Here is a 14,040-nt window from a genome sequence, read left to right on the forward strand (position 1 = left end):
CCGGGAGACCGCCGCGCGCGCGGAGAAGCGAACGGAGAAGCGCTGTGAGCGTCACTTATGTGGGAATGCCGCCCTTTCCCGAGGCGGCCGACGCCTCCACGCGGGACGAACGGCTGCGCGGCAACCTGCGGCACGCCACGCACACCATCCGCGACAAGCGCGCCACCGCCGTGGCCGAACTGGCCGACTGGCCGGAGCTGCGCACGGCGGGCGCCGAGATCAAGGACCGTACGCTGCGCCATCTCGACCACTACCTGGAGCAGTTGGAGGCCGCCGTCACCCGCGCAGGCGGCACGGTCCACTGGGCAGCTGACGCCGCCGAGGCCAACAGGATCGTCACGCGGCTGGTCGAGGCGACGGGCGAGAGCGAGGTCGTCAAGGTCAAATCCATGGCCACCCAGGAGATCGGCCTCAACGAGGCACTGGCCGAGGCCGGGATCTCCGCCTACGAGACGGATCTCGCCGAGCTGATCGTGCAGCTCGGCGACGACCACCCCTCACACATCCTCGTGCCCGCCATCCACCGCAACCGCGAAGAGATCCGCGAGATCTTCCGTACCCGGATGGGCCGTTGGGGCAGGGCTGCGCCGGAGAACCTCTCCGACCGGCCCGCCGATCTCGCCGAGGCGGCCAGGCTGCACCTGCGGGAGAAGTTCCTGAACGCGAAGGTCGGCGTGTCGGGCGCCAACTTCATGGTCGCCGAGAGCGGCACCCTCGTCGTGGTCGAGTCCGAGGGCAACGGGCGTATGTGCCTGACCCTGCCGGAGACGCTGATCTCGGTGGTCGGCATCGAGAAGGTGGTCCCCACCTGGCGCGACCTGGAGGTCTTCCTCCAGCTCCTGCCCCGCTCCTCGACCGCCGAGCGGATGAACCCCTACACCTCCACCTGGACCGGCACCACCGAGAGCGACGGGCCGCGCGACTTCCACCTCGTCCTGCTGGACAACGGCCGCACCGACACCCTCGCCGACCGCGTGGGCCGCCAGGCGCTGCGCTGCATCCGCTGCTCGGCCTGCCTGAACGTCTGCCCCGTCTACGAGCGCGCGGGCGGCCACGCCTACGGCTCGCCCTACCCAGGACCGATCGGCGCGATCCTCACGCCCCAACTGGACGCCATGGAGACCGGCCTGGACGCCTCACTGCCGTACGCCTCGTCCCTGTGCGGGGCCTGTTACGAGGTGTGCCCCGTGGCCATCGACATCCCCGAGGTCCTGGTGCACCTGCGTGAGCGCGTCGTCCAGGGCGGCCCCGTCACCGTGCGCGGCCAGCGCACGACCGTCAGGCCGGCCAAGGGGCACGCCGCCGAACGTGCCGCGATGCGCGCCGCTTCCTGGACGTTCGACCACCCGCGTGCCCTCCGCGCGGGCGAGCGCCTCGCCTCCCGCGCCCGCCGCCTGGTGCCCCGCACGCTGCCGGGTCCCGGCAAGGGCTGGACGGACTCCCGCGACATCCCCTCCCTGCCGCCCGAATCCTTCCGCGACTGGTGGCGGCGCACCCGGGGGCCGGGGACGCGGCCCGGAGCGGAGACGCGACCCGCAGCGCGCGAGTCCGGGACAGGCGAGTCCGGAGCGGCGCCCGAGGGAGGCCGTGAATGAACCACCGCGACCTCGTGCTCGGCCGGGTGCGGCGGGCCCTGGCGGACGTGCCCCGGGAGGAGCTTCCCGGGCAGACGCCGCTCGCGCGGGACTACCTGCGCGTGCACGGTGACCGTACGCCCGAGGAGTCGGCCGCGCTCCTGGCGACCCATCTGACGGACTACCGCGCCCATGTGCACCACTGCGGAACGGACGAACTGCCCGCCGTGCTCGCCCGGTTGATGGCGCAGCGGGGCTCGCGCAGCGCCGTCGTGCCGGCCGGTGTCCCTGACGCGTGGCTGCCCGGGGACATCGAGCGCGTACGGGACTCGCCCGCGATGACGCCGCACGACCTGGACGCGGTCGGCAGCGTGGTCACCGGTTGCGCCGTGGCCATCGCCGAGACGGGCACCCTCGTACTCGACGCCTCCCCCGACCAGGGCCGCCGCCGCATCACCCTCGTACCCGATCACCACATCTGCGTCGTCCGCGTCCCCGTACAGGTGGTCGACTCCGTCCCCCAGGCGCTCGAAAGGCTCGACCCGGCGCGCCCCCAGACCTGGATCTCCGGCCCCTCCGCCACCAGCGACATCGAACTCGACCGTGTGGAGGGCGTACACGGGCCACGCACACTCGATGTCGTGCTGCTGGCGGAGAGCTGAACGGACCCGGGGCCGGGGAGACAACGTGAGCGCGTGAGGGAGAGTGAACATCCGGGCCGAAGGGCGTTGGTCTCAGAGGGAGTTGGGGTCGACGGCCTCGGCCATCGCCTTGTAGCCCGCGTCGTTGGGGTGGATCAGGTCTTCGGAGGCGTATCCCTTCCGCAGCGCCTCGGGGTCGGCGGGGTCGGCGAGTACGCGGTCGAAGTCGACGACTTCGTCGTAAGCGCCGCTCGTGCGGATCCAGTCGTTGACCTCCTCGCGTACGCGATCACCGCGCTCGGTCCAGTACATGAAGCCCTTGTAGGGAGGGAGGGTGCCGCCGACGGCCTTGACGCCGCGTGCGTGCGCCGCGCGGATGAGCTGGCGGTGCCCGGCGACGATCTCCTTGGCGGTCACGTCGGGGCTGGGCGTCGTGCAGCGGTCGGCCGGTACGTCGGGCATGACGATGTCGTTGCCGCCCGCCAGCACGATCACCGTCCGCACGTCGGGCCGCGCGAGCGCGTCCCGCTGGAACCTGGCCAGCGCGCTCTCTCCGTAACACTCCGAGTCGTTCAGTACCTTGTTGCCGCCGATGCCCGCGTTGAGCACGGTCTTCGCGCGGTGCCGGCCCGCGAGGCGTTCGGCGAGCTGGTCGGGATAGCGGCGGTTCGCGTCGGGGGTCGCGCCGGAACCGTCCGTGAGCGAGTCGCCGAAGGCGACCACGGCGCGGCGTGCACCGTGGTTCCGTACGTCGACGCCGGACAGGAGGTACCAGGAAGCGCTCTTCTCGGAGAACGCTTCCGCGTCCGGGTCGCGCACATGGTTGCCTGTGGCCCGGTAGGAGGTGGCCATGGCCGCGTTGTGGAACGTGGCAGGACCGCTCGGTCCCTCGAAGTAATAGGTGACGGTGAGCTGTTCGAACGCCTTGACCGGCAGCCCGACCGCGTCGCTCGCCAACTCCTTGCCCGCGGGAACCGTCACGCCGTCCGACCCGTTGAACCGCAGCGTGCGCACGGACCCCGGCCGTACGGCAGCACCCCCCGCGCTTCTGGCGACGGTCGCGCCGGTGAGCCGCAGCGGCGTCGTGCCGTACAGGTTGGAGAGCCGGACACGCAGCGCTGAGCCGTGCGCGCCGACACGGATCACCTGGCGTACGGAGTGGTTCTCGAACCCCTTCTCGGACCAGTTGGGAAACCAGGCGGTCGCGCTGGGCGCCTGCTGCGAGGTGGACCAGGCGCTGTGCCAGGGCGACTTGTGCGCGGCGGCGGGCGCGAATGCTGCGGGCGATGGGGCTGCGGGTACCGGCCCTGCGGGCGAATGCGCGGCGGCGGGCGTCGAGGCGGTCGCGGCCAGGAGCACGGCGGCCAACGGTACGGCGAAGACTGTCGATGTGATCGTCACCCTCCCCTGACGGATGCCACGGCCGCAATGTGACAACGCCGACGCGGGACGCGGCCGACGGCACCTCTGGCCACGAGCCACAGGCCGCGGGCCCACGACACGGCACGGCCGCGTGCCCCCACAATTCGATGGCGGGTAACGGCGTCTCTCCGTGATGCTCAGGCACATGACCTCGACACTGCGGAACATCGCGATCGACTGTACGAACGCCTACGACCTGGCCCGCTTCTGGAGCGAGGTGACCGGGCATCCGCTGCACCCGGAGGACGTGCCGGGAGAGGACGAGACGGAAGTGATGCTGCCTGAGGGCCCGTTGCTGCACTTCAACGAGGTGCCGGAGCCGAAACGGGACAAGAACCGCATCCACCTGTGCCTGCGCCCCGACACCACATGCGCCCAGGAGGTCGAACGCCTACGGGCACTCGGGGCCACCCTGGTCGCCGACCGGCGCACGCCCGAGGGCCGGGGCTGGGTCGTGCTCGCCGACCCGGAGGGCAACGAGTTCTGCGTCCTGCGCGCGGACGCCGAACGTGAGGCGCTGGCGTAGGAACACGTACGAGACTGAGGGCGCTCACGGGAGGACTGGGCAGGGCCAGGCCCGGCAGGCGTGGCCCCGAGGTCAGTCCTTGAGAGCCGTGAACTCGCCCTTGCCGGGCAACTTCACGTCGGTGCAGCCGTGACGGTGGGCGACATCGGTGACGTACTCGCGGAAGACCGAGGCGAAGTGCGGGGCCGCGAGGTGGGCGTAGACCGGGTTGCCGAGGCTGAGGGTGTGAACGGCGGGCTTGCCGTGGCACGTTGAGGAGGCCCACCACGCGTAGGCCGCCTTGCCGCGCCCCGCCTCACCCGGGCGTGCGTGGGTGAAGGCGCCCAGGCGTCCCCGCATGTGGACCTGTGCCGCTGAGGCGCCGAACCAGCTCTGCGCCGACGCCCACCAGTCGCCCTCGTCCTCTGGCGCGTCGCCGAGGTCGACGTCGAAGCCGGGGTCGGAGGCGGGGCCCGAGTCGGGGACCTCGCGCAGTGCCTTCTTCGCGGCGCTCCCGCTCACGACCAGTCCGCAGCGCTCGGTCCATACGTCGGGGTCGGTGTCGGTCTCCAGCACCCGGTCGGGCAGCCAGGCGCTGGAGCGGCCGGGGCCCGGCTTCCGGTACCAGGCGCAGGTCTCGTCGGCCGCCTCGGCCTTCTTGAGACGCGCGGGAGCCGGGTCGACGCCGGTGGGCGCCTCGGGGAGGCGGCCCTCACAACCGAGGCGCTCGGAGAGCCGGTTGGCCATGTCGACCGCCGTGGCGATCAGCAGATCGCGGGTCCGCTGGGGCATCCGGCTTCCGGTGGCGAACGGGGTGTGGCCGTCGTTGGTCGAGGCCGTCGTGGCGACCACGTTCTTGACGGGCCGCCCGTCGTGACGCACGCCGCCGCCGCAGGCGAGCTTCACGGTGACACCGCTGTCGCTCACCATGCCGGGTATGCCGTGCCCCAGCGGGGTGTTCACGGAGGGGTGCTCGGCGGACGCGACAAGCTGCATGTCGTCGGTTTCCGTCTTGCCGGGGTTCGGCTCCAGCGCGACGTACGCCTCGAAGAACGAGCGCGGTCCCTCACCGCGGTTGAGTCCGTAGGAGTCACCGGCCTCGGTGCTGAAGACGCGGCAGCCACCGGCGAACTTCTCGATGCCTTCCTGGTGCGCCTCGACACGGCCCCCGCTGTCGGGGAGGCGGATCACCTTGCCCGCCGGGACGAGGCCGTCGCAGGCGGAGTCGATGGCGTGCCGGGCCGCGAGGTTCGACCAGACGTCGTACCCGCACCAGCCGATGCTGGCGACGGCGACGAGACACATCCCGATGTTCGCGGCCTTCCGAAGGCGCGCTCGCGTGGCCACCGTCCCCCTCCCCGTGTGCCGGCTTCCCGGCGTCCCGACCTCCGGCGCCCGGCTGTTGGCGCCGGGCCGCCGGGTCGTTGGGCCGCCTTGCCGTTGGGCCCCGCCGGGCCGCCGGCGAAGATCGCAGCGCAGAGTGTACGGCGTCCGTCCCCCGCTGGGCGGGGCAGGGCCGTGTGCGGAGCGCCGCGCGAGAGGGGTTACTCGGGCCAGGGTGAGTCGAGGATGGTGCGGACGAAGTCACCGCGTTCGAACCCGGGCACGTAGTGGGCGAGCACGTCGGCCTTGACGTTGCCGAACGTCGTACCGGGCTTGGGCCTGACCCCGTCGGTGAAGGCCCCGAGGATGCGCCGCTTGAAGTCAGGACGCGGGTGGAGCGCCACGACGGCGGCGCGTTCGGCCTCGTCGAGGTCGTGGTAGCCGATACCGAGGACGTCGTACTCGACCCCCGCCGTCACCAACGCCACCTCTGGCTCCATGAATGCGGGGATACCTGGCGTGGTGTGCAGGGCGATCGCTGTCCACACCCGCCGCACGCTGTCCTCGGGCACCCCGTGCGCCTGGAGGAAGCGGCGTGCCTCGTCGGCGCTGTCCACCTCGAAGCGGCGACCGCTGTCGTGGAAGGGCTCGTTCAGCCCGAGGTCGTGGAACATGGCGGCGATGTAGAGGAGTTCGGGATCGCAGCTCAGGTCGCGGTTGCGGCCCTGGAGACTGCCGAAGAAGTACACGCGCCGCGAGTGGTGATAGACGAGATCGCTCGTGCTGTCCCGCACGAGTTCGGTCGCCGCTCTCGCCAGCGCCGAGTCCGGTACGCGTACGCCGGCCGGTCCGGGGGTTTCGTCCTTGGTCACGCTCTTTCACCCTGCCCTTCGTAAGCCACCTGCTCCTACGTTCACCCCCAGTGTCGCAACCATCCCGTCCACCGCGACCGACCCAGCCACCCCAACCGCCGCGTGCGACGGCGCCCCGTCAGCCCGACCGCCGCTCACGACGGCGCAGCGGCCGTCATGCTGGGGCGGACGATCATTCGCCGGACCGGCGCCAGAGGCCCGTCCGCGCGTTGGCCCGAATGGCCCGTCCGAAAGGAAACGCGGTGTCGGACACCTTGAACCTGTGGAAGCGGAACCTCGGGCGCGTGCCCGAGGAGGTCTGGGAACGGACCGGACTCCGGGTCCTGATCCTCGCCGGCAACGGGTTGACGACGCTGCCCGAGGCGCTCGGCGAACTGCGGGAGCTGCGCACGCTCGACCTGGGCCACAACGCGCTGACGGAGGTACCGGAGGCACTGGGCGAGCTGACAGGGCTCACCGACTTCCTCTACCTGCACGACAACGAGATCAGCCAACTCCCCGAAGCCCTCGGCAGGTTGACCCACCTGCGCTACCTCAACGCCGGGGAGAACCGCCTCACACGGCTGCCGGCGACCCTCGGCGCGATGACGGGCCTGCTCGAACTGCGCGCGCAGCACAACGCGCTGAAGCGGCTGCCGGAATCGCTCGGCGGTCTGCGGGCGCTGCGCGAGTTGTGGCTGCGTGGCAACGCGCTGGACCGCCTGCCCGAATCCGTCGCCGCGCTGGGCGAACTGCGCCAACTGGAACTGCGCGAGAACGCGTTCACGCGTGTGCCCGCGCAGCTCGCCGCGCTCCCCCGGCTGCGCCAACTCGACCTGCGCGCCAACCGCTTGCGACACCTGCCCGACTGGCTCACCCGCATGCCCGCGCTGGAGAAGCTCGACCTGCGCTGGAACGACCTGACTCCACCACCGGACCTGCTCGCCGCACTGGAACGGCGCGGCTGCGTCGTCCTGCACTGAGTCAGGACCGTGGCGCGGGACCCGTGGCGATCCGGCCCGGTCCGATCCGGTCACCGCTGCGGTGAGCCGGGGCAGCGCCTGCCCGAACGGAGGCGCTGAACCACCCCGTAAGGCGGGCCTTCCCCACAGCGAGACCCCGTGGCCGCACACTCGGTGGCGGTCATCCGGAATGATCGCGCCCAGACCGAGCAGGAGCCCCTGATGCGACCCAAGGCCATCGCGTTCGCCACCTACGGCGGCCCCGAAGTCCTTCAGATCACGAACACCGACATCCCCGAGCCCGACCCCGACCAGGTCCGTGTGGCCGTACGCGCCGCGGGCGTCAACCCGTACGACTGGAAGGTCCGCAGCGGCGCCATGGCCGCCGCTGTACCGCTTGAGCTGCCCTACGTGCCGGGGCTGGAGCTGGCCGGCACCGTCGACGCCGTTGGCGACGGTGTCGGCGCCCTGTCCGTCGGCGACGAGGTCTCCGGCCCCGCACAGCACGCCTACGCCAGCTATGTGGTGGCCGACGCCGCCCGCCTCATGCGCAGGCCGGCCACGCTGGACGCCGAGCGCGCGGGCGCGCTGCCCGTGGCCGCGGAGGCCGCCCACCGCGCACTGGCCGAGCTGGACGTCATGGTGGGGGAAACCGTGCTGATCCATGGCGCCGCGGGAGCCGTGGGCACGCTCGCCACCCAGTTCGCGCTCGACAGAGGCGCACGCGTCATCGGAACGGCAGGCGGGGCCGGGCTCTCCCGGGTCACGGAGCTGGGCGCGGAGGCCGTCGGCCATGGAGAGGGGGTCGCTGAGCGCGTACGCGACATCGCCCCGCACGGCGTGGACGCCGTACTGGACACCTCGGGCGCCGAGGTACTCGCCCTCTCGGCCGAACTGACGGGTGACCCCGCACGGGTACTCACCCTCGCCGACCCCCAGGGCGCCCAGCGGCACGGCGTGCGCTTCTCCTCCGCCGGCCCCGGCCGCGACCACACGGCCCCCGCGCTCGAACAGGCCCTCGCCCTCCACGAGCGGGGCACGCTCAGCCTCCCTCTGCACGCCACCTACCCCCTGGACCAGGCGGCCGAGGCCCACCGCACGGGCGAGGCAGGCCGCCTGACGGGCAAACTCGTCCTCACCACCGGCTGAAGCAGTCCGCGCAGAGCAACAGCCCGCGCACAACACCGGAGTGCCGCCCTCCCGAGGTCCGGGAGGGCGGCACTCCGCGTCTTTACGCCCTATGTCGCCACGTCGTCCCAGGCCATCGAGCTGATTCTCCAGCCGGCCGGTGTCCTGACGAATTGGGTGGTCTTGCAGCCGGAGCCCTCGAACCATTCGCCGTTCAGAAAGCCGGACTTACGGTAGTCGCTGAACCGGTGCGCGATCGATCCGAACATCTCGGTCTTCTCGGCGACTTCCCATTCCGAGAACTCCGTCAGCGTCCCATCGGTGAGGATCTTCTCCCGGGGCTCGACAAACGAGTCGAGGTCGTAGACGACGGGTTCGCCCCCGATGTTCTTGACAATCATGCCCTGCGGAATGAACACCTCACGCACGGCACCGACATCAGGCCGGCCACCGCCGACATTCGTGAACGCACCGAGAAACGCGCGCATCAACCCATCCAGCTCCGCCTTGACATCGGACACGGCTTCCCCTCCCACGCTGCGACGCCTCGCGCTCCGATCATCACCCACCCACGGCGCGACGGCCACCCCACGCACACGCCCACGGTCACCCCACGGACGAGTACGGGTCAGCGGATGGGTACGCCCGAGAGGGTGCGGGCGATCACGAGTCGCTGGATCTCGCTGGTGCCCTCGAAGATGGTGTAGATCGCGGCGTCGCGGTGCATCCGCTCGACGGGGTATTCGCGGGTGTACCCGTTGCCGCCGAGAATCTGCATGGCCTGCGCGGTGACGGACTTCGCCGTCTCGCCCGCGAAGAGCTTGGACATGGAGCCCTCGGCCGAATCGAAACGGCGTCCCGCTGCTGCCATCCACGAGGCACGCCACACCAGGAGCCTGGCGGCGTCCACGCGGGTGCGCATGTCGGCGAGTTGGAAGGCGACGCCCTGGTTGTCGATGATGGGGCGGCCGAACTGCACGCGTGTCTTGGCGTATTCGAGCGCGGTCTCATAGGCGGCGCGTGCGATACCGACGGCCTGTGCGCCGACCGCGGGGCGTGAAGCCTCGAACGTCGCCATGGCCGCGTTCTTCACCCTCCCCTGGACCCCCACGCCCCCCGCTTCGGCACGCTCCCGGGCGCGAGCCAGGCGCTCGTCCAGCTTTTCCTTTCCGCCGAGGAGGCAGTGGCCCGGAACGCGGACGTCCTCAAGGACGACCTCGGCCGTGTGGGAGGCGCGAATTCCGTGCTTCTTGAACTTCTGCCCCTGGGAAAGGCCGGGCGTGTTCGGCGGAACGATGAACGACGCGTGGCCCTTGGAGCCGAGTTCGGAGTCGACGACGGCGACGACGACATGGACGTTGGCGATTCCGCCGTTCGTCGCCCAGGTCTTGGTGCCGTTCAGCACCCACTCGTCCTTGGCCTCGTCGTAGACGGCACGGGTCCGCATGGCGGAGACGTCGGAGCCCGCGTCGGGTTCGGAGGAGCAGAACGCCGCGACCTTCACATCGCTGGCGTCGCCGTACATCTGCGGTACCCAGGTCCCGATCTGTTCCTCCGTTCCGTTCGCGAGAACGCCCACGGCAGCGAGGCCGGTTCCCACGATGGAGAGGCCGATACCGGCATCTCCCCAGAACAGTTCCTCCATGGCCATGGGAATTCCAAGACCGGTCGGGTCGAAGAACTGCTGGGCGTAGAAGTCGAGGGAATACAGGCCGATCTTCGCGGCTTCCTGGATGATCGGCCAGGGAGTTTCCTCGCGTTCATCCCATTCGGCGGCTGCCGGTCGCATCACGTCGGCGGCGAACCCATGGATCCAGTCCCTGACTTCCTTCTGGTCGTCGTTCAGGTCCAGCGCAAACTCTGTATCGGCCATTGCCTGGGTCCTCCGCCTGTCTCGTCAGATCGTTACCATGGGTAATAACAAGTCTGTTACCCACGAGTAGGTTCTGTCAACTCCCCATCGCCGCCCCCTTTCACCACCCCTTCACTGTCCGGCGCCACCTCTCCGCGCGCACGGCGCCGCCCTCTTCGCCACCCCGGCCGCCACCCTCTTCGCCGAGGTCGCGCCACCCCATCGCCGCCCCTTCGCCACGGTGGTCCCTGACAGGCGGTGTTACGTTGCGCTGGGGAAACGAACGGGGGCGAACGACAGGGGTGGGGAGAAGCACCATGGACACCACGGGGCAGGACGAGCGGCTCAGCACAGCGGAACGGCGGCGCGGTGAGCTGCTGGAGGCGGCCGACAGGGTGGTGCTCAGAGAAGGGCCCGGCGCCTCGATGAACGCCATCGCGGCCGAGGCAGGCATCACCAAGCCCATTCTGTACCGGCACTTCGGGGACAAGGGCGGGCTCTACCGCGCGCTCGCCGTGCGGCACACGGACGCGCTGCTGGAGGCGCTGCGGGCCGCGCTGGACGCGCCCAGCGAGCGGCGCGAGCGCGTCGAGGCGACGCTGGACACCTACCTCGCGGCGATCGAGGCCCGCCCGCAGGTCTACCGCTTCCTGATGCACCCGGCCGAGGACTCCACCACGGGCGAGGGCGCGTTCGACGTGGGCCAGCACTCGGCGCCCCTGCTGCGGAGGCTCGGTGAGGAGCTGGCCCAGGTGATAGCGGAACGCGTCGACCTGGGGCCCGAGAGCGAGGAGTTGGCCCGCGTGTGGGGGCACGGGATAGTCGGGATGATGCACGCGGCGGGCGACTGGTGGCTGCGCGAACGGCCTTGTGAGCGCGCGCAGTTGGTGCGGCACCTGGCGGACCTGCTGTGGGGCCGGCTGGCGGCGGCGGGCGACAGGGTCGGCGGCCCGGGGTTCTGAGCACCCGGGCACACCGGCATCCGGGCCCCTCCCCAGCCGATCCCTCCTCCACCAACCGCTCAGCCGGCTCGGCCGATCGCTCGGCCAGTGCAGCCGCCCCTTCCGCCGGCTCAGCCGCTCGCTCAGTCCGCCGCGGGCACCGGCCGGGACCAGCCCGCCCTGCGGACCGCGCGGAGCGTACGGCGGCGGCGCAGGCCGGTCAGCAGATCGGTGTAGAGGCCGCCGTCGAGGTGGTCGTACTCGTGCTGGAGGCAGCGGGCGAAGAAGCCCGTGCCTTCCACGCGCAGCGGCGAACCGTCCAGGTCCTCGCCCTCGACGACGGCGAGGTCGGCACGGGGTGTGGAGGCTTCGAGTCCCGGGAGGGAGAGACAGCCCTCGGGGCCACGCAGCGTGATGCCATCGGTGTGTGTGAGACGGGGGTTGAGGATGTGGCCCCGGTGGCGGCGATCCTCGTCGTCGGGGCAGTCGTAGACGAACAGCCGCAGCGGTACGCCTATCTGGCACGCGGCCAGGCCCACACCCCGGGCCGCGTACATCGTGGCGTACATGTCCTCGATGAGCGGGGCCAGCGGCCGGTCGGCCGCCGTGATCTCGCGGCTGGGCGCGTGCAGCGCAGGATCGCCGTACGTCCGCAGGGGACGTACGGCGCCGGAACCGCCGGGAATAGGACCGCGTGGCATGCGGAAAGCGTACGTGCGCGGTGCTGCCCGCCGGTGTCCGTGATCTTCGAAGGGGTGGCGAGGTCCGGCCTCCCCGGGTATCTCGGTAGGCTTCATCCTCTACGCGAGGGGCAAGGAGGTTCACACACGATGGCAGGCAACACGGATCCGCTGTCGGCGCGGTCCAAGCTGGCCGTGACGGCAGGCAAGGCCGCCGCGGCTGTGTCGCGGGCTGCGGGCCGCGGCAGCGGGTCGGTGATCGGCGGCAAGGTGGCACTCAGGCTCGACCCCGACCTGCTCCAGCGGCTGGCCCAGCACCTGGACGTGGTCCTGGTGTCGGCGACCAACGGCAAGACCACGACCACCCGGCTGATCGCCGAGGCGCTGCGCGCACACGGCGAGGTCGTCTCCAACGCGCTGGGCGCGAACATGCCGGCGGGCATCACCTCGGCGCTCGCGGGCGGTTCGGACGCGCGGTACGGCGTGATCGAGGTGGACGAGAAGTACCTCTCGGGGGTCGCCAGGGACGTGACGCCGAAGGCCATCGCGCTGCTGAACCTCTCGCGTGACCAGCTCGACAGGGCCGCCGAGACGCGGATGCTGGCGGAGAAGTGGCGGGAGGGCCTCTCGGGCCAGAAGGCCGTCATCATCGCCAACGCCGACGACCCGCTGGTCGTGTGGGCGGCCTCCTCCTCCCCCAACGTCGTGTGGGTCGCCGCTGGCCAGGAGTGGAAGGACGACGCCTGGTCGTGCCCCGCGTGCGGCGGTGTGATGCAGCGCCCCGGTGACGACTGGTTCTGCGCCGAGTGCGGCTTCCGCCGCCCCACGCCGAGCTGGGCGCTGTCGGGCGACTACGTGCTGGACCCGCACGGTTCGGCCTGGCCGATCCACCTCCAGCTCCCGGGCCGGGCCAACAAGGCCAACGCGGCCACGTCGGCCGCTGTGGCCGCCGCCTTCGGTGTCCCGCCGCAGACCGCGCTGGAGCGGATGTACGCGGTCAAGGCCGTCGCGGGCCGCTACGACGTGGTCCAGTACCAGGGCCGTGACATGCGGCTGCTGCTGGCGAAGAACCCGGCCGGGTGGCTGGAGACGTTCTCGCTGATCGACCCGCCGCCGACCCCGGTGATCCTGTCGGTGAACGCGCGCGGCGCCGACGGCACCGACACCTCGTGGCTGTGGGACGTGGACTACGGGCGCCTCGCCGGGCACCCGATCTGTGTGATCGGCGACCGCAAGCTGGACCTGGCGGTGCGCCTTGAGGTCGCCGGCGTCGACTTCCAGGTGTGCGAGGACCCGGAGGACGCCGTACGCAGGTCGGCTCCCGGACGTATCGAGACCATCGCGAACTACACCGCGTTCCAGGACCTGCGCCGCGCCGTCGGGAACTGATCCGCGCGACTCCCCGACCTTACGAACCATCGATCCGCTGAAGGAGCTGGCGGTATGAGTGACGCGCAACTGCGTCTCGTGTGGATCTACCCGGACCTGCTGAGCACGTACGGCGACCAGGGCAACGCGCTGGTCGTGGAGCGGCGCGCGCGGCAGCGCGGCCTTGAGGTGCAGCGGGTCGACGTCCGCTCGGACCAGCCGATCCCGACCTCGGGCGACATCTATCTGATCGGCGGCGGCGAGGACAGGCCACAGCGCCTCGCGGCCGAGCGGCTGCTCAGGGACGGCGGTCTGAACAGGGCCGTCGCCAACGGCGCGATCGTCTTCTCGGTGTGCGCCGGTTACCAGATCATGGGCCACGAGTTCGTCAACGATCTCGGGGAGCGCTCGGCCGGCCTGGGCCTGCTGGACGTGGTGAGCACCAGGGGCGAGGCGGAGCGCTGCGTCGGTGACGTGCTCGGCGACATCGACGAGCGTCTGCGGCTGCCGCAGCTGACGGGCTTCGAGAACCACCAGGGCATCACGCACCTGGGCCAGGGCGTACGCCCGCTGGCGCGGGTGCAGCTCGGCAAGGGGAACGGCACGGGCGACGGCACCGAAGGCGCGTGGAACGACACGGTCTTCGGCACGTACATGCACGGCCCCGTGCTGGCCCGTAACCCGCAGATCGCCGACCTGCTGATCAAGCTGTCGCTGGACGTGAACGCGCTGCCAGGGGTCGACGACCGCTGGTACGAGGCACTGCGCGAAGAGCGGATCACCGCGGCGACAC

At 71.0% G+C, this 14,040-nt stretch carries 14 protein-coding genes; 8 read left to right on the forward strand and 6 right to left on the reverse strand.

The window, feature by feature from the left end:
- Window positions 1-44: 44 nt before the first annotated feature.
- Both NMN56_RS31035 and NMN56_RS31040 read left to right on the forward strand, forming a co-directional pair.
- A complete protein-coding gene (locus tag NMN56_RS31035; RefSeq protein WP_274047043.1) occupies window positions 45-1,595 on the forward strand; it encodes a lactate utilization protein B in 1,551 nt (516 codons plus the stop codon).
- Window positions 1,592-2,236 carry a LutC/YkgG family protein gene (locus NMN56_RS31040; protein WP_274047044.1) on the forward strand — a complete coding sequence of 215 codons (645 nt, stop codon included), beginning with the start codon at window positions 1,592-1,594 and terminating at the stop codon, window positions 2,234-2,236. Before NMN56_RS31035 ends, NMN56_RS31040 begins: the two co-directional genes overlap by 4 nt.
- 72 nt (window positions 2,237-2,308) lie before the next feature.
- Here NMN56_RS31040 and NMN56_RS31045 read toward each other — a convergent pair whose 3' ends face one another.
- Window positions 2,309-3,616 (reverse strand): SGNH/GDSL hydrolase family protein, encoded by a 1,308-nt coding sequence (locus NMN56_RS31045; RefSeq protein ID WP_274047046.1) that lies wholly within the window; start codon window positions 3,614-3,616, stop codon window positions 2,309-2,311.
- A 166-nt stretch (window positions 3,617-3,782) separates the two neighbouring features.
- On the opposite strand from NMN56_RS31045, the gene NMN56_RS31050 reads away from it, so the two are divergent.
- Window positions 3,783-4,163 carry a VOC family protein gene (locus NMN56_RS31050; protein ID WP_274047047.1) on the forward strand — a complete coding sequence of 127 codons (381 nt, stop codon included), beginning with the start codon at window positions 3,783-3,785 and terminating at the stop codon, window positions 4,161-4,163.
- A 72-nt stretch (window positions 4,164-4,235) separates the two neighbouring features.
- Here NMN56_RS31050 and NMN56_RS31055 read toward each other — a convergent pair whose 3' ends face one another.
- Together NMN56_RS31055 and NMN56_RS31060 are read right to left on the reverse strand one after the other, a co-directional pair.
- A complete protein-coding gene (locus tag NMN56_RS31055) occupies window positions 4,236-5,489 on the reverse strand; it encodes a hypothetical protein (RefSeq protein WP_274047048.1) in 1,254 nt (417 codons plus the stop codon).
- Window positions 5,490-5,686: 197 nt separating this feature from the next.
- Complete coding sequence (locus NMN56_RS31060; RefSeq protein WP_274047049.1) at window positions 5,687-6,337, reverse strand: HD domain-containing protein; 651 nt, start codon at window positions 6,335-6,337, stop codon at window positions 5,687-5,689.
- 242 nt (window positions 6,338-6,579) lie between these two features.
- Here NMN56_RS31060 and NMN56_RS31065 point away from each other — a divergent pair, with 242 nt between their 5' ends.
- A complete protein-coding gene (locus NMN56_RS31065) occupies window positions 6,580-7,299 on the forward strand; it encodes a leucine-rich repeat domain-containing protein (protein ID WP_274047050.1) in 720 nt (239 codons plus the stop codon).
- A 201-nt stretch (window positions 7,300-7,500) separates the two neighbouring features.
- Complete coding sequence (locus tag NMN56_RS31070) at window positions 7,501-8,427, forward strand: NADP-dependent oxidoreductase (protein ID WP_274047051.1); 927 nt, start codon at window positions 7,501-7,503, stop codon at window positions 8,425-8,427.
- A gap of 89 nt (window positions 8,428-8,516) precedes the next feature.
- Here NMN56_RS31070 and NMN56_RS31075 read toward each other — a convergent pair whose 3' ends face one another.
- Both NMN56_RS31075 and NMN56_RS31080 read right to left on the reverse strand, forming a co-directional pair.
- On the reverse strand, window positions 8,517-8,927 hold the full coding sequence (locus NMN56_RS31075; protein WP_274042578.1) for a DUF4440 domain-containing protein: 411 nt from the start codon (window positions 8,925-8,927) through the stop codon (window positions 8,517-8,519).
- Between the two features lie 107 nt (window positions 8,928-9,034).
- Complete coding sequence (locus NMN56_RS31080) at window positions 9,035-10,279, reverse strand: acyl-CoA dehydrogenase family protein (protein WP_274042579.1); 1,245 nt, start codon at window positions 10,277-10,279, stop codon at window positions 9,035-9,037.
- Window positions 10,280-10,575: 296 nt separating this feature from the next.
- Here NMN56_RS31080 and NMN56_RS31085 point away from each other — a divergent pair, with 296 nt between their 5' ends.
- Window positions 10,576-11,220, forward strand: a complete 645-nt coding sequence (locus NMN56_RS31085; RefSeq protein WP_274042580.1) for a TetR/AcrR family transcriptional regulator — start codon at window positions 10,576-10,578, stop codon at window positions 11,218-11,220.
- Window positions 11,221-11,342: 122 nt separating this feature from the next.
- Here the strand turns inward: NMN56_RS31085 and def are convergent, their stop codons facing one another.
- Window positions 11,343-11,900 carry a peptide deformylase gene (def, locus tag NMN56_RS31090; protein ID WP_274042581.1) on the reverse strand — a complete coding sequence of 186 codons (558 nt, stop codon included), beginning with the start codon at window positions 11,898-11,900 and terminating at the stop codon, window positions 11,343-11,345.
- Window positions 11,901-12,029: 129 nt separating this feature from the next.
- On the opposite strand from def, the gene NMN56_RS31095 reads away from it, so the two are divergent.
- A complete protein-coding gene (locus NMN56_RS31095) occupies window positions 12,030-13,268 on the forward strand; it encodes a Mur ligase family protein (protein WP_274042583.1) in 1,239 nt (412 codons plus the stop codon).
- A gap of 54 nt (window positions 13,269-13,322) precedes the next feature.
- A partial coding sequence (locus tag NMN56_RS31100; protein WP_283742524.1) for a type 1 glutamine amidotransferase occupies window positions 13,323-14,040 on the forward strand: 718 nt, incomplete at its 3' end.

Origin of the sequence: Streptomyces iconiensis, from assembly GCF_028657195.3 — a bacterium.
Classification (GTDB): domain Bacteria; phylum Actinomycetota; class Actinomycetes; order Streptomycetales; family Streptomycetaceae; genus Streptomyces; species Streptomyces iconiensis.

Excerpts from the sequence above, each read along its gene's own strand:
- NMN56_RS31085 (WP_274042580.1), top strand. The coding sequence starts at position 10,576 with ATGGACACCACGGGGCAGGACGAGCGGCTCAGCACAGCGGAACGGCGG.
- def (WP_274042581.1), bottom strand. The coding sequence starts at position 11,900 with ATGCCACGCGGTCCTATTCCCGGCGGTTCCGGCGCCGTACGTCCCCTG.
- NMN56_RS31040 (WP_274047044.1), top strand. The coding sequence starts at position 1,592 with ATGAACCACCGCGACCTCGTGCTCGGCCGGGTGCGGCGGGCCCTGGCG.
- NMN56_RS31050 (WP_274047047.1), top strand. The coding sequence starts at position 3,783 with ATGACCTCGACACTGCGGAACATCGCGATCGACTGTACGAACGCCTAC.
- NMN56_RS31080 (WP_274042579.1), bottom strand. The coding sequence starts at position 10,279 with ATGGCCGATACAGAGTTTGCGCTGGACCTGAACGACGACCAGAAGGAA.
- NMN56_RS31070 (WP_274047051.1), top strand. The coding sequence starts at position 7,501 with ATGCGACCCAAGGCCATCGCGTTCGCCACCTACGGCGGCCCCGAAGTC.
- NMN56_RS31095 (WP_274042583.1), top strand. The coding sequence starts at position 12,030 with ATGGCAGGCAACACGGATCCGCTGTCGGCGCGGTCCAAGCTGGCCGTG.